Source organism: Shewanella sp. W3-18-1, assembly GCF_000015185.1.
Lineage (GTDB): Bacteria > Pseudomonadota > Gammaproteobacteria > Enterobacterales > Shewanellaceae > Shewanella > Shewanella putrefaciens.
Genome location: NC_008750.1, coordinates 1,036,668 through 1,054,316 on the forward strand (window position 1 = coordinate 1,036,668; position 17,649 = coordinate 1,054,316).

The 17,649-nt window shown below is 42.8% G+C and carries 18 protein-coding genes and 1 pseudogene; 11 read left to right on the forward strand and 8 right to left on the reverse strand.

The genetic code is table 11. The features are described from left to right. Positions 1–11: 11 nt before the first annotated feature. The 3 genes from SPUTW3181_RS04685 to SPUTW3181_RS04695 form a co-directional block, all read right to left on the reverse strand. Positions 12–773: a DsbA family protein gene (locus tag SPUTW3181_RS04685; protein WP_011788286.1), complete on the reverse strand. Its 762-nt coding sequence runs from the start codon at positions 771–773 to the stop codon at positions 12–14. Between the two features lie 303 nt (positions 774–1,076). Continuing rightward, positions 1,077–1,721 (reverse strand): DNA-J related domain-containing protein, encoded by a 645-nt coding sequence (locus SPUTW3181_RS04690; RefSeq protein WP_011788287.1) that lies wholly within the window; start codon positions 1,719–1,721, stop codon positions 1,077–1,079. Positions 1,722–2,032: 311 nt separating this feature from the next. Beyond that, positions 2,033–2,686, reverse strand: a complete 654-nt coding sequence (locus SPUTW3181_RS04695; protein WP_011788288.1) for an oxygen-insensitive NAD(P)H-dependent nitroreductase NfsB — start codon at positions 2,684–2,686, stop codon at positions 2,033–2,035. 122 nt (positions 2,687–2,808) lie between these two features. Between SPUTW3181_RS04695 and SPUTW3181_RS22070 the strand changes: the two are divergent. The 4 genes and pseudogenes from SPUTW3181_RS22070 to SPUTW3181_RS04710 all read left to right on the forward strand — a co-directional run. Continuing rightward, positions 2,809–2,979: pseudogene (locus SPUTW3181_RS22070) on the forward strand (glyoxalase superfamily protein); the annotation flags it as partial. A 77-nt stretch (positions 2,980–3,056) separates the two neighbouring features. After that, complete coding sequence (locus tag SPUTW3181_RS04700; RefSeq protein ID WP_227498140.1) at positions 3,057–3,413, forward strand: DUF6547 family protein; 357 nt, start codon at positions 3,057–3,059, stop codon at positions 3,411–3,413. 190 nt (positions 3,414–3,603) lie between these two features. Next, positions 3,604–3,897, forward strand: coding sequence for a hypothetical protein (locus SPUTW3181_RS04705; protein WP_227498141.1), 294 nt, complete (start codon positions 3,604–3,606; stop codon positions 3,895–3,897). A gap of 115 nt (positions 3,898–4,012) precedes the next feature. Next, positions 4,013–4,750, forward strand: a complete 738-nt coding sequence (locus SPUTW3181_RS04710) for a hypothetical protein (RefSeq protein ID WP_011788292.1) — start codon at positions 4,013–4,015, stop codon at positions 4,748–4,750. A 479-nt stretch (positions 4,751–5,229) separates the two neighbouring features. On the opposite strand, the gene SPUTW3181_RS04715 is transcribed toward SPUTW3181_RS04710, so the two are convergent. The 4 genes from SPUTW3181_RS04715 to SPUTW3181_RS04730 form a co-directional block, all read right to left on the reverse strand. Next, positions 5,230–5,955: an amino acid ABC transporter ATP-binding protein gene (locus SPUTW3181_RS04715; RefSeq protein ID WP_011788293.1), complete on the reverse strand. Its 726-nt coding sequence runs from the start codon at positions 5,953–5,955 to the stop codon at positions 5,230–5,232. Beyond that, positions 5,948–6,628 carry an amino acid ABC transporter permease gene (locus SPUTW3181_RS04720; RefSeq protein WP_011788294.1) on the reverse strand — a complete coding sequence of 227 codons (681 nt, stop codon included), beginning with the start codon at positions 6,626–6,628 and terminating at the stop codon, positions 5,948–5,950. The genes SPUTW3181_RS04715 and SPUTW3181_RS04720 overlap by 8 nt, the downstream gene beginning before the upstream one ends. A gap of 7 nt (positions 6,629–6,635) precedes the next feature. Continuing rightward, the gene (locus tag SPUTW3181_RS04725) at positions 6,636–7,370 is read right to left on the reverse strand and encodes a basic amino acid ABC transporter substrate-binding protein (RefSeq protein ID WP_011788295.1); all 735 of its coding nucleotides are present in this window, start codon (positions 7,368–7,370) and stop codon (positions 6,636–6,638) included. Between the two features lie 426 nt (positions 7,371–7,796). Then, positions 7,797–8,687, reverse strand: coding sequence for a LysR family transcriptional regulator (locus SPUTW3181_RS04730; protein WP_011788296.1), 891 nt, complete (start codon positions 8,685–8,687; stop codon positions 7,797–7,799). Between the two features lie 122 nt (positions 8,688–8,809). On the opposite strand from SPUTW3181_RS04730, the gene SPUTW3181_RS04735 reads away from it, so the two are divergent. The 5 genes from SPUTW3181_RS04735 to SPUTW3181_RS04755 all read left to right on the forward strand — a co-directional run bounded on the left by SPUTW3181_RS04735 (position 8,810) and on the right by SPUTW3181_RS04755 (position 14,143). Continuing rightward, entirely contained in the window at positions 8,810–9,244 is a 435-nt protein-coding gene (locus SPUTW3181_RS04735) for a CidA/LrgA family protein (protein ID WP_011788297.1), read from the forward strand. A 2-nt stretch (positions 9,245–9,246) separates the two neighbouring features. After that, on the forward strand, positions 9,247–9,966 hold the full coding sequence (locus SPUTW3181_RS04740; RefSeq protein WP_011788298.1) for an LrgB family protein: 720 nt from the start codon (positions 9,247–9,249) through the stop codon (positions 9,964–9,966). A 147-nt stretch (positions 9,967–10,113) separates the two neighbouring features. After that, the gene (locus tag SPUTW3181_RS04745) at positions 10,114–10,617 is read left to right on the forward strand and encodes a GNAT family N-acetyltransferase (protein WP_011788299.1); all 504 of its coding nucleotides are present in this window, start codon (positions 10,114–10,116) and stop codon (positions 10,615–10,617) included. 112 nt (positions 10,618–10,729) lie between these two features. Then, complete coding sequence (locus SPUTW3181_RS04750) at positions 10,730–12,202, forward strand: carbon starvation protein A (RefSeq protein WP_011788300.1); 1,473 nt, start codon at positions 10,730–10,732, stop codon at positions 12,200–12,202. A gap of 258 nt (positions 12,203–12,460) precedes the next feature. After that, positions 12,461–14,143, forward strand: a complete 1,683-nt coding sequence (locus SPUTW3181_RS04755) for a glucan biosynthesis protein (protein ID WP_041408330.1) — start codon at positions 12,461–12,463, stop codon at positions 14,141–14,143. 72 nt (positions 14,144–14,215) lie between these two features. On the opposite strand, the gene SPUTW3181_RS04760 is transcribed toward SPUTW3181_RS04755, so the two are convergent. After that, positions 14,216–14,944, reverse strand: a complete 729-nt coding sequence (locus SPUTW3181_RS04760) for a GMP synthase (RefSeq protein ID WP_011788302.1) — start codon at positions 14,942–14,944, stop codon at positions 14,216–14,218. An 83-nt stretch (positions 14,945–15,027) separates the two neighbouring features. Here SPUTW3181_RS04760 and SPUTW3181_RS04765 point away from each other — a divergent pair, with 83 nt between their 5' ends. After that, the gene (locus SPUTW3181_RS04765; protein ID WP_011788303.1) at positions 15,028–15,870 is read left to right on the forward strand and encodes an AraC family transcriptional regulator; all 843 of its coding nucleotides are present in this window, start codon (positions 15,028–15,030) and stop codon (positions 15,868–15,870) included. A gap of 211 nt (positions 15,871–16,081) precedes the next feature. After that, positions 16,082–17,551 carry an inorganic phosphate transporter gene (locus tag SPUTW3181_RS04770; protein WP_011788304.1) on the forward strand — a complete coding sequence of 490 codons (1,470 nt, stop codon included), beginning with the start codon at positions 16,082–16,084 and terminating at the stop codon, positions 17,549–17,551. Positions 17,552–17,649: the final 98 nt, after the last annotated feature.

Below are 17,649 nucleotides of genomic sequence, written 5' to 3' on the forward strand. Positions count from 1 at the left end.
CATTTTTTTACTTAACGGATTCGCTTTTGGCGGCTTAATCCAATGACTGCTGCAAAGGCGAGGAATAGCCAAGTTAAACTGCCGCCTGAACTTTTAGGTGCTTGGGCATCTTTTTCAATAGCAAGATAGTTAATTAAGCTAATTAATTCATCTAAGGTTTTGATACTGCTTAAGTTAACAGCGTATTTATCATTGACAATAAACGCGGGCACACTTTCTACTTTGAACTGATTTTGCTGTGCGCGCCATAGAGCGAGTTTTTCATTGGTATTTTTACTATCGGCAAGTTCATCGTATTTAGCGGCATCGATGCCAAATTTAGCAAATATTTGTTTGATATCATCACGGTTGTTGATTTGCGGCTCGTGTTTATGCCCTGGCGCACTGTGATCGTGACCGTTTGCGCCTTCTTCACCTTGGATTGCTGCAAACATGGCATGGGTTAAGGCATCTTTATTATCAACATTATCAACGTTTTGGATCACGGCCAAAGAGCGCATGACTTCGGTGCCAATATCGCTATTCATAAAGTCGACATGTTTGCTATCAAATGCCACTTTTTTATCTAAGTTTGCTTTTATATCAGGTAGATAATTAGTTTCCATATTAAAGCAATTATGGCAATAGAAAGAGAAAAACTCAGTTAACTTAGGTTCAGCGCTAGGGGCTTTATCCGAAATTTGGGTGTAATGAGTACCTTCGGTAAAGTTGGCCGCAAATGCACTTAGTGGTGCCAAAATGAAGGCTACAGCCAAGGTTAATGGTTTAATCATATTTTCCTCAAAGTCGGTTAGATTGAATGAATGATATTGATATTCTGCGTGATTATAAACCTAAAACAGATCAGTTAAGCTTCATCATCGAAGCCAGACGGATATCGCACTGTCGGCGTATAGCTTCAGGTTAAATTGGAAGACTTAATTATCGCTGAATTGCGTTGAGGATATTAGACTAAATCTGTGATCCCACAGGAGGTTTCCCCCTTAGATTTACAAGACTGTAAACAGGATCACATTTATTGGTAGAGATGACAGAGGACTAAATCACCGTGGCTTAGCAATGGTTACATCACGTTTCTAAGCTATATCCCTTAGTGATTGCCAAGCCTCACAGACTTCACGAAATCTTGCTGCATCGCCGTCTGGTCTATCGGGGTGCCACTTAAGGGCCAAGCGGCGCCATTGCTTGCGAATATCCCGCGCAGTGGCGCTTTCATCTAATTCAAATACGCTAAGAGCATGCCCTTTATTCATGAGGTTAATGTTAAGGCCAATATAGCTTTTGTAACTGGTCCAGAAGGCTTCTAATAGCTCCCTGACCACGTTTTCGCTTGTGTCGTAGTTGTTCCAGTCAAGGTAATATTCTCTAAGCGATGTTTCTTCCATCATCAGTAGATTGACGTTGGATGGTACTAAACGAAAAATTTGAATATCCATAGCCTTCACTTGAAGCCACTGCCGAGGAAGCAGGATTTCTTGTAACTCAAATAGGGCATTCATCAATAAGAAGTTTCGCTTAAACAAATCGTTACCTGGATTCTCATCCAGTGGATGAATCAATCCTTTGCTTTGTAATTCAGTCGCGAGGTGGTGGATTTTCCAGCTTTGATTAGAGGCTTGCAATACGGAGAGAAGGGGCCAAATCAGTGGATTATCACCTTTGGTGGCGGATAATCTTGCCGATTGTGCTTCTGCATTGAGCGAAGGTTTAGCAAGTAACATACTGACTTTTCCATCCTATGTTGTTGTTTGCAAAACAGTGTTATAAAGCTTGTGCTTTGAGGCTATTGTTTTTCAGCGTTGGATTGGTATTCGCTAGGTGCAACAAAAATATGATTGCATTTAGACTATGCCATAGAGCAAAAGTGTAGGCAAAGATGGATTGTAGAGCAATCTGGCTTAAACGCGCTTCCGACTTGCAAGCATTAGTCGATAAGAAGAGGAATGCTGTAGATTAGCAAACGCAATAATAAAAAATGTCCTTATTTAAATTCAATTAAATCAAGGACATCTTTGAAGAACTTAAGCCGTTTTTAGATCTCGGTAAAGATAACGTCTTGTGCTAAACGTGATTTAGGTAACTTAGCGTTGAAGTCTTCCTCTGAGCGATAACCGAGGGCAACGACCACTGAAGCACATAGGCCTTTTTCCCGCAGACCTAAAACTTGGTTCAGTTTAGTGGCATCAAAACCTTCAATTGGACACGCATCAATATCTAACACGCTTGCGCCGAGCATTAAGGTTCCCAACGCTAAATAGACTTGTTTTTCCATCCAATGCTGGGCATCTTTCAGTTCATATTTATGCATATTGGCAAAAAATGAGCGCCCATTATGTTGACCTTGCTTGGCTTCTTCATTAGCAAACCGACCATCTTTTGCTTCTTGCTCAAGTACTTTTAGCAAATGCGCTTCATCTAACTGGGTGCGAGTACAAAGCACGACAACATGGGATGCATTAAGAATTTTTTGAGTGTTAAAGGCGTAATTTTCAGTTGCTTGGGCAACTAGAGCTTTACCCTCTGCCGTGCTTGCTAATACAAAATGCCAAGGCTGTGAGTTGGTTGAAGATGGGCTGAACTGCAATAAGGTTTTGATTTCTGCTATTTTCTCCGCAGGAATCGTCTTAGTTGGATCAAAGGCCTTAGTGGTGTAGCGCTTTTTGGCGAAGAAACTTAAATCACTCATGTAACGGCTCCAAATCATTAAGGAATACAAATTCAATGGCAGCATTTTAAGCAGGTTTAAGTAAAAAACAATGTGATCAAAGCAGGTATTAGTTTCAAAAAAAATTTGAAACTCCTGGCTGTAAGATTTTTGTGAATGTGAGTGAACTTGATAAATTGTTTGCTCATGTGACTTCTAAGCCATATAAATACAACAAACCTAGTATTGAAGATGCGCCTTGGGGCGATCGTTGCTTTACTGTAACAGATCCGTTTTCAAACAGGATTTTGTTTAATGAAGCTGCAGACACATAACAGAGTGAGGCATTCGAGACCCGCGGCATTCACAAGTTCACGCGCATGGGTACTGCGTTATGCTCTCAGGAGAAAAAATGAGTTCAGTTGAATTGTGGAAAAGCTTTGTTGACGAGTTTGCTCAGTTACATGATGGAGTATTTGAAAAATGGGTCTTGCAAGAAGGGAGCTATCCAAACAGGCAGGAAAATTCAGAAATAAATGAGTTCTTAAAGTCACTAACTGTCCAGCAAAGAGAGATTCTCGTCAAGATGCTTATTAATGCTAGACATGGTGGTATTCATGATGCCTTAGTACGACTTAATGACAGAATGGACTGCGAAAATGGTCAGTATTACGAAAACGGCATTGAGATGGAATTTCAGCCCTTTGGTTCCACCCTTTACTATGACTATGTTTGCCGCCGAGAAGGAGATAATTGGGAGCAAGAATAGGTATTATCGGAATATCTTGCTTCCAATGGACACCCTGCACAACTGAATGATTTCAGTTGCTTAACAAAGTCATCGCTGGTTGAATGCAAACCAAAAGTGCATTATGTTGTTGGTTTAAAATGGATGGCTTGATTTATTATTCGCTAACGCGGATCCGCTTATACCCAACGTTATGTGTAAGGGAATCTTAATGATCGAAAGACCCAAAGTAATAAACCTCATAGAAGCCAGAACGATTCGAAAAGTCCATTGCGGAGAGTGTAACTGGGAGCAGGAAATAGCTGCTATCACTGAAGCTGAGATAAAATGTTGTCCTTGGTGCGGCTGGAGCGATCTGGAAATCACTACTTTAAAAGCAGAAGGTGGCTTCCAAGAAATAGAATGTCAAAAGCACGGTAGAGTTACGGTTCTACTACCTAGCTCCAATATTAATCCACTAGACTTCATGAACAACTATTTTGTCCATTCTGTGAGTAACACATAACAATGCAAACCAGCCTGATGGCTTTTTTGTTCCTTGTTTTGCTACGCTACCGCAAAACAATCCACTACAAAGCAGCTGTTTTCGGCTTATGCGTGAAGAGAGATCGGATATATAAATGGAAAAAGCATTAATAGATATTAGGTATTACGCTAGCGACTCCCTATATGAGACAGGTAAAAGTCTACCTTCGAGTTGTTCTAGCTTTTTCAAATTTCCTAAGCTGCTTCATTACTGGGGTGCTCGTATAGCCACAATACTTGGTGCAAATGGATTATCCCTCGGAGAATTCGATCACCTATATGTAAACTACACAAATGCTATTCCAGAAGGCACGATGGTTTTTTCTGATAGAACACCAGAAAAGTGGCTTAGGTATATAGACTGTGGTGTAAATTTTGAGAAATTAAAATCATTAAATGAGTCCGAACTTGAACAATTTGTAATTCGCAGTACCTTTGAGTGTCTTGAGCACCTTTGTAAGTTGAGCATAGAAAAAACCGAAAAAATCAAGCTTGCTTCAAACGAGGTGGAAAGATTTGGTTCTGCGGTCGAGCTTCCGGTTAAGGCAAAACATACTAAGTCATATTCGGTTCTGGTTTCATATAGATTACGCCCAAATGGCGAAGCATCTCATGGGCTTGTAAAATACATTAACCACAAAACAGGTGCTACTTTCACTAAAAGGTTTGTTGATCTTAAGGGACCATCGGATATATTTCCTCTGGTCGGTACAATTTCAGTAAAAGATGGAAAAGTCCTGATCACGCCGAGGGCATCATTTAAAGCTAGCCTTTACACAAATTCATATCAGATTCCAATGGAGATTGATTTAAGTGAAGCGGCAAGCGCATAACAAGGCGCTCTGGGACAAACCTACGCTGCGCTTTGTCCAGAGCGCGGCGTTAATCCATAGCAATTTTAATTCGAAAATCATAGATTAGAGCAAGAATTCTAACCTATTTATGTCTACTAGCTTTTTACGTATATATAGCAAAACTGGTAGTTAAAATTGGCATTGGGTCACCAGTGAGCGTTGGCGACATGGATGTCGCCGTCGAGCCTATAAGGACATATTCATGGCGTGTCGCTGGAGACACAATGACAATAAACTCCCTGAACAGATAAACGGCTATTTAGCTTTAGTTCAATACCTATTAATTCAAAGGCATAATTTTTATGGTGTTGTGAAAGATGATTGTATCCTGACTTGTCTAATTTAGTCTTTGTCATGAACGTTGAATGTTGGGATCCTAATTTGAATCCTTTGCTCACTGAACGTACTTATAAAGGTCATGACAGTGAGCATGAGGGACAGGACTTAAGCCGCTTAAGCTAACGCAATACTTTGCTTAAAAATGCTTGGGTACGGGCTTCTTTCGGATGGGTGAATAGCTCATCTGGCGGACTAGATTCGACTACATAACCGCCGTCCATAAAGATCACCCGATCGGATACATCACGCGCAAAGCCCATTTCGTGGGTGACAATGACCATGGTCATGCCCTTTAGCGCTAAGTCTTTCATCACGTCTAATACATCCCCGACCATTTCGGGATCGAGTGCCGATGTCGGTTCATCAAATAGCATCAAGTCTGGTTCCATGGCCAATGCGCGGGCAATGGCGACCCTTTGCTTTTGGCCGCCCGATAAACTAGCGGGATAAGCATTGGCTTTGTCACTTAAACCAACCTGTGCCAGTAGGTCGAGGGCTTTGGTCTCGGCTTGATCTGGCGTCATCAGTTTTAGACTAATGGGCGCTAAAGTGATGTTTTGGATGACAGTTTTATGGGGGAACAGATTAAAGTTTTGAAACACCATGCCCACTTTTTGCCGCAGTTTATCGACGCAGGCGTTTGGCGCTGTGATCAATTGACCTTCAATCTCGATATCGCCTTGGCTTGGCTGCTCTAACAGATTGATACAGCGCAAAAAGGTACTCTTGCCGCTGCCACTAGGGCCTATCACACTTACTACTTCGCCGAGCCGAATATGCTCGTTAATCCCCTTAAGCACTTGGTTATCGCCGAAGTTTTTATGTAGGTTGGTTATCTTAATCACTTTGTTTCAACCTCTTTTCAAATTTCGACAGCACGAACGTGAAGCTGTAGGTTAGGAATAAGTAGATGAGTGCGCAGGTAAATAAGGGCACACTGTCCTCGAAGGTACGGCTACGGATGATTTCACCGGCGCGCATAAGGTCGACGCCACCGATAAAGCCAATGACGGCTGTTTCTTTGAGGAGCACGATAAACTCATTACCCAGTGCTGGCAGAATATTCTTAATCGCTTGGGGCAGAATAATCGACTTCATGGTCATTGCTTGGGACAAGCCAAGTGAGCGTGCCGCTTCGGTTTGGCCTTTATCAACGGCTTGAATCCCTGCGCGGATTATCTCAGAAATATACGCGCCGCTATTGAGACCAAAAGCGATAATGGCGGCAGTGATCTTATCGACATCTAAGGCTGAAAGCACGATGAAGTAAAGGATCACTAATTGCACAACTACTGGGGTGCCACGGATCACACCGACATAAAGATTGGCGGGGAAGCGGATATACCACTTAGACGACATCTTCATAAAGGTGGTGCCAATGCCTAACACTGCGCCTAATAACATGGCGAAGAAAGTGACGACTAACGTCACTTTTAAACCATTTAATATCAGCAGCATGCCTATCATGCCATCTTCGCCAATCGGGCTAAACAGCGAGGTATTAATTGCGTCTATCATGCTGATATCACTTTATATGGGTAGAAACGAGCGTCTGATATTGGCCGTCAGCTTTCATGTTAGCCAGTGTTTTATTGATGCTCGCTAGCAGTTCTGGTTGCTTTTTTGACACGGCAAAGCCATAAAACTCAGCAGGAAAATCCAGTTTGATCATCTTTAATTCAGGATTTTTAGCCAGATAGTTAGCGGCAGGTTCGCTGTCGAATAACACTAAATCTACCTTTGAATTTTTAAGCTCCATGATGGCTTCAAAACCCGTATTAAAGGCGGTGATATTTTGGGTGTATTTTTTCGACATAATGTCAGCAGTTGTGCCTAACTGCACCGCAAAGTGCTTGCCTTTAATATCTTCAAGTGTATGAATGCTATCGTTATCTTTGTTGACGAGTACCACTTGAGTCGCTTCGTAGTAAGGGTCAGAGAAGTTGACGTTTGCTTGACGTTCAGCGGTTATCGTCATACCTGAGGCGATAAAATCAATCTTGCCTGAATTGAGTGCGACGATCAGTGAATCGAACTTCATGTTCTCGACTTTGAGCGTCTTGCCTGCATCTTTAGCGATTTGCTTGGCCAGATCGATATCAAAGCCTTTGATTTCATCGCCACTTTGGCCGCCAACATATTCAAAAGGAGGGAAGGCGGCATTAGTACCAACGACTAACACGTCATCGCTTTTTCCGCATCCAGCTAACAACAAGGTGGCAGTTAAGGTCAGGCCGCCTAATAACATGGATTTTTTCATTTAAAACTCTCTTGTCGATTTCACTATCAGTGTGCAGTGTGGCGACTATAGGCATAAGTAATTAGCGTGTCAATAATTATGCTTTAAATGTGACTATAAATTCATTTTAAAAAAGAGCGCTTCATAAGGTGGTCGTAGAAACGGTTTAACCAATAGGGGCTGTGTTTAAATTGTACTCAAGAGGTTGAATGGTTGTTATAGAGAATTTATTTTATTTTAGTTTATATTTTTCAATTAACTATTTGGTTTAATGTTTTTATTTAAACATTGGTTAAATAGATATTGTTATCTGTATTTATCCTTTGTCGCGGTGAAAACTGGCCTGTTTTGATGGTGTCTCTTATTAAGGTTTTTGTGAATTTATGCAATTTCACTCTAATGGATTAGCTTGGATAGAACAAAGTGAGATCACTTTTTATGGGGCGATTAGGCTTTCGCCAAATGTTTCTTAACCAAATTGATCATGGCTTGGGCTGCAAAGGATAGAACTTGCTCCTTACGCCAGAAGAGTGATAGTTCCCAGCGTAATTCGTCACTCGCTAGGGGAATATTGACTACCCCTGAGACACTGTAGCGCCGCGCAATTGAGCGTGGCAGCACCATAATGCCCGTTCCTGCCGCGACTAAAGCAATGCCGAAATCAGCTTGGCTGACTCGAGTGATATTTTGAGGGGTAAATCCTGCCGCTTGGCAAGCCGTTAGAACTAATTGATAAAGTGTATATTCAGTTTCAAACATCACTTGGGGCTGATGGTTTAAGTCGGTAATGAATAGATGTTCTCTGGAGGCTAATGGATTTTCCTTGGGGAGCACGACCACCATTGGATCGTTAAATACGCGGATACCATCATAGCCATCATCGAAATCAATAATACCGGTAGCCAGTTCTATTTCCCCTTTTTGAATCGCCGAAGTTTGTTCTACACCACCACGCACGAGCAAATGCATTTCAATTTGTGGGTACTGCTGGCGGTATTTGGCAATGATGGGGGCAAAAATTTCGGCGCTGCCTAGGGGGGCTAAACCGAGGTTAAGCTCTCCTGCGCTTAAATTACGTTGCGCAGCAAGCTCCGCTAACATGCGTTTGCGGCCATCGAGTAAGTCTTTTCCGTGGCGGTAGACAACTTCTCCTGCTGGGGTGAGTTTAACTTGGGTGCCACGTTTGCCACGTTCAAGCAAGGTGAGATCGAGTTCTTCCTCTAACTGACGCACGGCTTTAGAAAGCGCTGGCTGAGTTAGGTGCACTTTTTCGCAGGCTTTACCGAAACCGCCCGCATCAACAATTTCAATAAAATAGCGGATAACCTTTAGATCCATTATGCCTCACTGTTAACTTCATTCTTTAAATTCATGGATTACATTCTTAATATTCATTTTTTTTATTGAATAGACAAGCGGTAAAATGGTGTTATAGAAATTTAGTGTTGATTGAGAACATCATGTCATTCCTACAAGCCACAATATGTCGATGTCGTCATGGGGCTTTGCTGTTAATCCAAATCGGTCTCTTTTGTTTACTGTCTCTTGCTTGTCATTGGTTTGCTATTTGGGCGCACTTACCCCTACCTGGCAGTGTACTAGGATTAGGTATCTTATTGATTTTACTTATATCAAAATTGATACCTGAGCGTGCTGTACAGCTTGGCGCTGCTTGGTTAATTGGTGAGCTATTACTGTTTTTTATTCCACCTGTGATATCGGTTATCAAGTACGAAGGGCTGTTTGAGCAGTATGGTGTCAATATCATGTTTACGCTTGTCATGGGGAGTATCTGTGTGATGGTGGGAACGGGCTTTGTTGTGGATAGAGTGTTTCGTTTTGAACGCCAGTTGAATATCAAAAAGCATGCTCGTCGCCATGCTAAGGTTGTTTAGCCATGGCCGATTCAAAAGTGATGGATTTTCTAATGTCGCAAACCGTTTTAGCCTTAATCAGTTTATTGTTAACGGTATTTTGTTACTACGGAGCTAAAAGTTTATACAAGCACCATAAAGTATGGTGGCTTGCACCCATAGTATTTGCGCCTGTGATGATCATTTTGCTGGTGTTTAATCTAAACATTCCATTACCCACTTATTTTGAATATACCCATTGGTTGATGGCGATGTTAGCTCCCGCAACAATTGCTTTTGCACTGCCTATTTACCGTGAGCGCAAATTAATCTGTCAGTATCCACTCACTATCACCCTTGGTGTTGTTGCTGGATTATTTTTGGGAATGATATCAACGTGGTTGCTCGTCAAATTTATTCCTTTACCTGCCGAGCTTTCTAAAAGTTTATTAGTTCGTTCGGTTTCAACCCCCTTTGCTATGGAGGCAACGAGCGCCTTTGGTGGTGTGCCAGAGCTGACCGCTATGATGGTACTGATCACGGGGATTATTGGGATGTTAGTGTGCGAACCCTTATTTAAACTAATGCGCATTCGTACTTCTTTAGGTAAAGGGGTTGCACTGGGAGCTTCCGCCCATGGTGCCGGCGCGGCTAAAGCGACTGAGCTTGGTCAGCAAGAAGGCGTAATAGCGAGTTTAACCATGATCTTTATCGGTATTGCTATGGTATTAGGGGCGCCCGTTTTTGCGCTGATTTTTATTTAGTCTGTCAATTTTAAAACTTCAATTTCGGCAATTTTGCCTCTTCGGACGCTAACTTATTCTCGGTTATGCGTCTATTTTTTTGCTTGAGCTTAATCACCGAGAATGTGGCATGCTGTCTTTTATTGAGATAGAAAGGGAGGTAAAGCAATGGGAAACGGTGCACAAACGGATCCAGAAATGCATTCTGTAACAACGCAAAGCGTCAATCTGCGAGCCATCGAAATCAGTGATCTTGAGGTATTTTTTAGCCATCAAAGTGATCCCATAGCCCATCACCTTGCTCAGTTTCCACCTCGGGAGCGCGAAGCCTTTTTTGCCCATTGGCAACAGAATATTTTGTATAGCAAGCAAGTGTTGTCTCGTGCTATTTGGGTTGACGGGAGGCTTGTGGGGAATATCGTCAATTTTCAACACAAAGGGCAGTCACTGCTCGGTTACTGGATCGGGCGTGAATACTGGGGGCAGGGCATTGCGACTCAGGCATTGAAGGTATTTTTGCCCCTCACTTCAGTTCGACCACTATTCGCCCATGTCGCTAAGCATAATCATGCCTCGTTACGGGCACTTTTTCGGCAGGGATTTATTTTGACAGGTCAACAAATCAAAGAAAGCGAAGATACTCAGGCCTTGCTTGAACTGAGATTAAGCTGATTTCGTATTAGCAACCCTACCTTAGTCTAATGCTGAGTTGCTTGACCTCACGGCATAACTCAATGAAACTCGTCATTTAATCATCTCCCACTAAAGTATGGGTAATTAAATAATGTTAATTTTCTTCATTTGTCTTGTGCTGTTAGCGCTTGCATACCGGTTTTACAGTCCATTTGTTGAACGCCAAGCGGGTATTGATCCTAAGGCACTGACTCCTCAAGCCAGATTTAAAGATGGCGTGGATTATGTTCCTGTTCACCCCGTCAAAGCGTTTTTGATCCAATTCCTCAATGTGGCTGGGGTAGGTCCAATTTTTGGTCCTATTCTGGGTGCTCTCTATGGTCCAATTGCTTTAGTGTGGATTGTGCTTGGTAATATTATTGGCGGTGCTGTACACGATTATTTTTCGGGCGTACTCAGTATTAAGGAAGATGGTAAGAGTCTGCCGGAAATTGCAGGCCATTACTTTAATATCTATTTTAAAGGCGTGATGCTGCTCTTTACTGCCATGTTGCTGTTTTTTGTGGGTGTGGTATTTATTATGAGTCCTGCGGGGCTTTTAAGTAATCTCGATTACTTTAAAGACACTATTTTTGGTAATAATACCTTCTGGGTGTTAGTGATTTTAGCTTATTACTTTTTAGCGACTATGTTGCCGATTGATAAAATTATTACCAAGCTATATCCCGCATTTGGTTTATTAATGGTCGTTATGACCACCTCAATTGCAGTTGCATTAATGCTCCATGCTCCGCAGTTACCAGAAATGGGGGATGTGTTCGCCTATTTTGACCATAGCCACTATAACAATGACTTACTCGAGCCTAACCCAGATGGTTTACCTGTATGGCCACTGCTGTTTGTGACTATTACCTGTGGTGCAATTAGTGGTTTCCATTCGACTCAAGCACCGATTATGGCCCGCTGTTTAACCAACGAGAAATACGTTCGTCCTGTTTATTATGGCGCTATGGTTGCTGAAGGTATTGTGGCATGTGTCTGGGCAACGGCGGGTATTGCCGCTTTCCCAGGTGGATATGTTGAACTGAAGAGCCTGCTGGATCAAGGTGGTCCGGGCTTAGTGGTTAACCAAGTGGCGACAACCTATCTTGGTGTACTGGGCGGCGTGATGGCGATTATTGCTGTGGCTGTATTCCCTATCACTTCAGGAGATACTGCTTTCAGATCCTTACGTTTAACGATAATTGACGCATTTAATATTCCACAAAGTATGCGTAATCGTTTATTAGTCGCAGCACCTATCCTTACTATTGCTTACTTTATGACTAAGATCGATTTTTCATTGATTTGGCGCTACTTTGCCTTCTCAAATATGTTGTTATCGACCAGTGTACTGTGGCTAGCGACGAAATATTTATTCGATAGAGGCACTTTCCATTGGATTGTGAGTTTGCCTGCCATCGCTGGAACCTGTGTGACGGTTTCCTATATCGTTACCGCGGGCATAGGGCTTGGTTTACCTCAATCTTTGAGCCAACCTGTGGGGATTGCGGTGGGCGTTATCTGCCTCGTAGCGCTGATTATTGCCCATAACAGACGTAAAGTGGCTGTTGATCTGAAGTAATTCAGTTTGTGATTAACCGTTTATTAAGGGCTACATTGTGTAGCCCTTTTTAATACTATTTTCATAAACTGACGGCAGTATTGAAAATAGCCGCCGTGCCGTATTCCATTGTGCTGAAATTATGTTAGATTCTGGCGAACTGATGGAGATAAAGGTATGGTTATCATTGTCATCAACAGTTCTCCACAGGGCAGTCATTGCATATTGCTTATATGTGCAGCGAAGTGTCAGGAAGTTACACCAATTCAGAGTCTGCTTATGCAACCCAATTTATTTCCCGAACAAAGAAATGTTAACCGTGAATTGATGGCTATGCCGTCATCAGTTGAAATTCAATCTACTCGTGGACGTTTGCAACGTATGGTTGGCAGTGTATTGCTGACCTGTAGTGTATTGCTAAGTCTTTCCGCCTGCGCTGCAGGTAAGGCGAGCGCGCCGCAAGAGGGCGAAGAGTTCAGTTATGCATGGCTTAAGGGTCATGCTCGTACACTTGCTGCTGAGTCCTATGTTAGTCACAAGGGCGAACTGCCTAAAAGCCTGCAGGGGATGAGCTGGGATGATTACCAGCAGTTCCATTTTAAGAAAAAAGCGGCAATGTGGCGTGATCAGGATTCTGAGTTTCGTGCCGAATTATTTCACCTAGGTTTGTATTTTGATACGCCAGTACATATCTATGAGTTAGATGAGAGTAAGGCCAAACTTATCGAATACTCACCATCGATGTTTGATTACGGCAAGTCTAAAGTGAAAGGAAGTCAGCTACCTAAAGATCTCGGTTTTGCTGGATTTAGAATGCAGTTTAATACCGATTGGCAGCGTGATGTGGTGGCTTTCCTTGGGGCGAGTTATTTCCGAGCAGTAGGTCAAGAGATGCAATACGGTTTATCAGCCCGTGGTTTGGCGGTTGATACTGCATTACCAAAACCTGAAGAGTTTCCAATGTTTACTCATTTCTGGTTAGAGAAACCTAAACCAGGCTCGAATATTGCCACCGTCTATGCATTGTTAGATTCTCCAAGTGTGACTGGCGCTTACCGTTTTGACATTGAGCCAGGTGAGCGTTTGAAGATGAAAGTCGATGCGGCGATTTATCCCCGTAAAGCGATTGAGCGTTTAGGTGTCGCGCCACTAACCAGTATGTATATGGTGGGTGAAAACGATCGCCGTACTGGTTATGACTGGCGTCAAGAGATCCACGATTCGGATGGCTTAGCAATGCATACAGGGAGTGGCGAATGGATTTGGCGTCCACTCGCTAACCCAGAAAATCTGCGATTCAACGCCTATAGCGATGAAAATCCAAGAGGTTTTGGTTTAATGCAGCGCGATCGTAATTTTGATCATTATCAGGATGACGGTGTTTTCTACGAAAAACGTCCAAGTTTATGGATTGAACCTACGGGAAGTTGGGGTAAAGGTTCTGTACAGCTAGTGGAAATCCCAACGCTGGATGAAACCTTCGATAACATAGTGGCATTTTGGAACCCTGCAGAGCCTATTTTACCAGGTCAAGAGTTGCTTTATAGCTACAACATGTATTGGGGAGGCATTCCACCTGTGCAATCACCTCGTGCCCGTGTTGTTGATACTTTCACTGGTTTAGGTGGTGTGGTTGGTCAGAAGCGCAAATATTACAGTAAGCGCTTTGTTATCGATTTTGCTGGTGGCACTTTACCTATGTTAGGCAAAGATACTCAAGTAAAAGCGGTGATCAGTACCTCACAAGGCCGTGTAGAAATCGAATCAGCACGTCCTTTAGCATCGATTAATGGCTATCGTGCTATGTTTGATGTAGTGCCTCCAGAGGACAGCGTTGAGCCAATTAACCTAAGAGTTTACTTAGAAGTCGATGGTCAACCACTGTCTGAGACTTGGATGTATCAGTGGAATCCGCCCGCTAAGGATGATCGTGAACTCTATAACGCGGGCCATCTGCAATAAGCGATTTGTGAGTCATTAATCTAAAATGCCAGCTAACTTAGCTGGCATTTTTGTTTTGGCTTTAGCCACTTTTTACTTAGGGGTATATACGGCTTGATAGGCTAAGACTAGATTATCTAAAAAATGTCCCAGCAACTGATTCATCCTAGCCGTTGATTGCCCCAGTATGAACTCAGGGCTTTGAATATATGGAATTTTCTGTGTGCAAGAAAAAGCATTTTCTTGGGCAATTAATGGTGCTAATTGGCTACTGATAAATTCAAGATGGCATTGAAATCCAAAAACTAAATTTGTGTAACGTACAATTTGCCGCGGGCAAGCTTCACTTGTGGCTAGCACTTCGCAATCGGGCGTAAGGCCAGGCATGTCGTTATGCCAGTGGCCGACCACTTCAGTTGTCGAAAATGTCTTAAGGTTAATATCACTTTTTCCTGCCGCAGTCAGTTCAATAGGGAAGTAACCAATCTCGGCATGTGGACTCTTTTGATAACGGGCACCTAATGCCTCACCGATTAACTGTGCTCCAAGACAAACCCCCACAACGGCTTTATTTGTTTGGATAGCTTGCCTGATAAGTCTTTGTTCTTCTTGACTATCAAAATATGGACAATCGCTTTGGCATGTGGCGGGAGACTGGGGGCCACCGAGGATAATTAACAGATCAAAACCATCACTATTTTCGGGTAGAGATTCATCTAAATAGACTCTGCTAAAGCTCATTCTGTAGTTTTTGCTTGCGGCCCAATCGCTAAAATAGCCTGGACCTTCATAACTTTCATGGATAATGCAATGAATATGCATTGAGTGTTCCTGTGTCTTTTGTGGGATAACGCTATGCTACAATTCTTTTATTTGGCTGAATAACGTCATATGGACAAGTAATAATGCTAAGTCGCCAACTCGATTCGATTAACGCCATTATTGAGCAAGCGCCTAATATGCCTTCATTTGTAAAAACGATTGAGATGCAAAAGGGGTATGTGGATGTTTTACACCAGCACTGTTGGCATCAGCTTATTTTTCCGCTTCAAGGCCTGTTACAGACAGAGGCAAATGGGGCACTGTTTTTAGTTCCCCATACCACAGCGCTTTTTGTGCCAGCAGGAGTGGTACATGAGTCTGTTGCGATTGCTCATACCTGCTTTATTGGCGTCTATCTGAATCCTATGTATGGTCGAGATTATGGCGCCACGATTAAACCTGTCGCTATGAGTGCTTTTCTAAGGGAGTTAGTGTTAACGCTCAGAAAACAATGTGCATTAAATACCTCAATGAACATTGAGCCAATGACACCGGCGCCAATATTACGTTTGCTTGAGGTGTTATACGATCAAATTAATAGTGCGGGAGGGCAGACTTTTAAGTTACTGATACCGCAAGATAGGCGCCTAAAATTGATTTTTGAGCACTTAACTCAAATGCCAGCTTTAGATTTCTCTTTAGTAAAATGGGGGGAGATGGTTGGAGCATCGGAACGAACATTGTCGAGGTTATTTGTGAGGGAGTTTGGTTGTTCATTTGTATTATGGCGTCAACATTTACGGCTGATCTATTCGCTATCACTATTGGCCACTGACCTATCAATACAGAATGTGGCCCACCAAATTGGTTATCAAAATGATTCATCCTATATCAAAGCCTTCAAGGAGCGTTTTGGGATGACGCCACAGCGATTTCGGTTAGGTGATCATGGGATAACGACTCATGGTAACGAGCACTCTATTTAAATGGCTTCTCTAATATCGAATCAATGTGTTCCCTCTTTTTGCTGCACAGATATTCATTGGGCCGAATAAAAATCAAGCGAGTGTTAATTGCAAGCATGCTACTGAGTTATTGAGGACTCATTCACTTTTTGACAATCTAAATAATTTTTCACTGTAAAAGACCCCAAACTTGGGCGTAATCTGTGGCGTCCTTGTCATAGGTTAGCTATTTATGTTCGAAATATTTACGACGTTAGGTTTTGGATGGTCTGTTGGTTTAGTGTTAGCGGTGCTGTTTGTACTTGCATATGAATTTATCAATGGCTTTCACGACACGGCCAATGCGGTGGCAACGGTTATCTATACTAAAGCGATGCCAGCTAATCTTGCAGTTGTAACCTCTGCGCTATTTAATTTTGCGGGCGTATTATTAGGTGGCTTAGGTGTAGCTTATGCGATAGTGCATTTGTTACCTGTCGATTCCTTACTAGGCATGGATTCTACCCAAGGGTTATTAATGGTGTTTTCCCTCTTAGTTTCGGCGATTATTTGGAACTTAGGCACTTGGTATTTTGGCATTCCTGCATCAAGTTCGCATACCTTAATAGGCTCGATAATGGGAGTGGGTGGAGCATTTGCATGGCTACACGATCAACCGATCTTACATGGCATAAACACCACTAAAGCCACGCAGATTATGCTGTCTCTGATCATTTCTCCGACATTAGGTTTTGTGATGGCAGCGTTTTTTTTACTGCTGATGAAATCGATTTGGCAAAAACATAAAATCCACCGAACACCCGATGAACAAATCCAAATCAATGGCAAAAAGCATCCACCATTTTGGGCGAGGGTCAGCTTAATTGTATCTGCCATGGGGGTCAGTTTTGCCCATGGTTCTAACGATGGTCAAAAGGGGATTGGCCTAGTCATGCTCGTATTGATCTGTATGGCTCCTGCATATTTTGCCCTCAATATGAATAGTCAGCCCTATGACTTAGAAAGAACGCAGGATGCGAATCGGCGTATTATGGCTATTTATGATCGTAATCAGACCGCTATTGGTGAGCTGGTTGATTTTAAGGCTGATATCCATGTTGCCGATAATATGTTGACTCATTGCTCGGCAGAGACAGTGTTACCTGCGATGTCACAACTCGATCGTCATTTGGGCAAAGTATCCACTTTTAAAGAGATGGGGGTTGAAGAGCGCCGTGAAGTACGCCGTTTATTGCTCTGTATCGACGATACGGCCCGTAAAGTATCCAAGCTCGAACTGCCTAAAAAAGAATTAAGTTCACTCGCCAAGTGGCGTAAAGATCTGACTATCATCACTGAATATGCTCCCTTGTGGGTCATTATCGCGATTGCAACCGCATTGGGTTGTGGCACCTTAGTCGGTTGGCGCCGAATTGTGTATACCGTGGGTGAAAAGATTGGTTCATCTGGCATGACCTATAGCCAAGGTATCGCTGCGCAGGTCACGGCCGCGGCATCCATCGGGGTGGCGAGTCTGACTGGTATGCCTGTTTCTACGACCCATATTTTATCTTCCGCAGTAGCGGGCACTATGGTGGCGAATCGTTCGGGCTTACAAAGCCAGACAATTAAGCAGATCATGCTTGCTTGGTTACTTACCCTGCCGATTACCATTCTACTTTCTGGTGGTATGTTTATTTTAGCTAATGCAATGTTTGGCTAATGCAATAATTGGATTGTGCGCAGCAGCTTGACGATAAATTTCGCAGTATTTAGTGCAGCATTGAGTACCGTTTATGTTGAATAACGGTACTGCACGGA

Coding starts and splice junctions, on each gene's coding strand:
- SPUTW3181_RS04765 (WP_011788303.1), top strand. CDS start 15,028: ATGCTAAGTCGCCAACTCGATTCGATTAACGCCATTATTGAGCAAGCG.
- SPUTW3181_RS04700 (WP_227498140.1), top strand. CDS start 3,057: ATGAGTTCAGTTGAATTGTGGAAAAGCTTTGTTGACGAGTTTGCTCAG.
- SPUTW3181_RS04690 (WP_011788287.1), bottom strand. CDS start 1,721: ATGTTACTTGCTAAACCTTCGCTCAATGCAGAAGCACAATCGGCAAGA.
- SPUTW3181_RS04720 (WP_011788294.1), bottom strand. CDS start 6,628: ATGATAGACGCAATTAATACCTCGCTGTTTAGCCCGATTGGCGAAGAT.
- SPUTW3181_RS04705 (WP_227498141.1), top strand. CDS start 3,604: ATGATCGAAAGACCCAAAGTAATAAACCTCATAGAAGCCAGAACGATT.
- SPUTW3181_RS04770 (WP_011788304.1), top strand. CDS start 16,082: ATGTTCGAAATATTTACGACGTTAGGTTTTGGATGGTCTGTTGGTTTA.
- SPUTW3181_RS04685 (WP_011788286.1), bottom strand. CDS start 773: ATGATTAAACCATTAACCTTGGCTGTAGCCTTCATTTTGGCACCACTA.
- SPUTW3181_RS04745 (WP_011788299.1), top strand. CDS start 10,114: ATGGGAAACGGTGCACAAACGGATCCAGAAATGCATTCTGTAACAACG.
- SPUTW3181_RS04695 (WP_011788288.1), bottom strand. CDS start 2,686: ATGAGTGATTTAAGTTTCTTCGCCAAAAAGCGCTACACCACTAAGGCC.
- SPUTW3181_RS04755 (WP_041408330.1), top strand. CDS start 12,461: ATGCAACCCAATTTATTTCCCGAACAAAGAAATGTTAACCGTGAATTG.
- SPUTW3181_RS04710 (WP_011788292.1), top strand. CDS start 4,013: ATGGAAAAAGCATTAATAGATATTAGGTATTACGCTAGCGACTCCCTA.
- SPUTW3181_RS04725 (WP_011788295.1), bottom strand. CDS start 7,370: ATGAAAAAATCCATGTTATTAGGCGGCCTGACCTTAACTGCCACCTTG.
- SPUTW3181_RS04730 (WP_011788296.1), bottom strand. CDS start 8,687: ATGGATCTAAAGGTTATCCGCTATTTTATTGAAATTGTTGATGCGGGC.
- SPUTW3181_RS04735 (WP_011788297.1), top strand. CDS start 8,810: ATGTCATTCCTACAAGCCACAATATGTCGATGTCGTCATGGGGCTTTG.
- SPUTW3181_RS04760 (WP_011788302.1), bottom strand. CDS start 14,944: ATGCATATTCATTGCATTATCCATGAAAGTTATGAAGGTCCAGGCTAT.
- SPUTW3181_RS04750 (WP_011788300.1), top strand. CDS start 10,730: ATGTTAATTTTCTTCATTTGTCTTGTGCTGTTAGCGCTTGCATACCGG.
- SPUTW3181_RS04740 (WP_011788298.1), top strand. CDS start 9,247: ATGGCCGATTCAAAAGTGATGGATTTTCTAATGTCGCAAACCGTTTTA.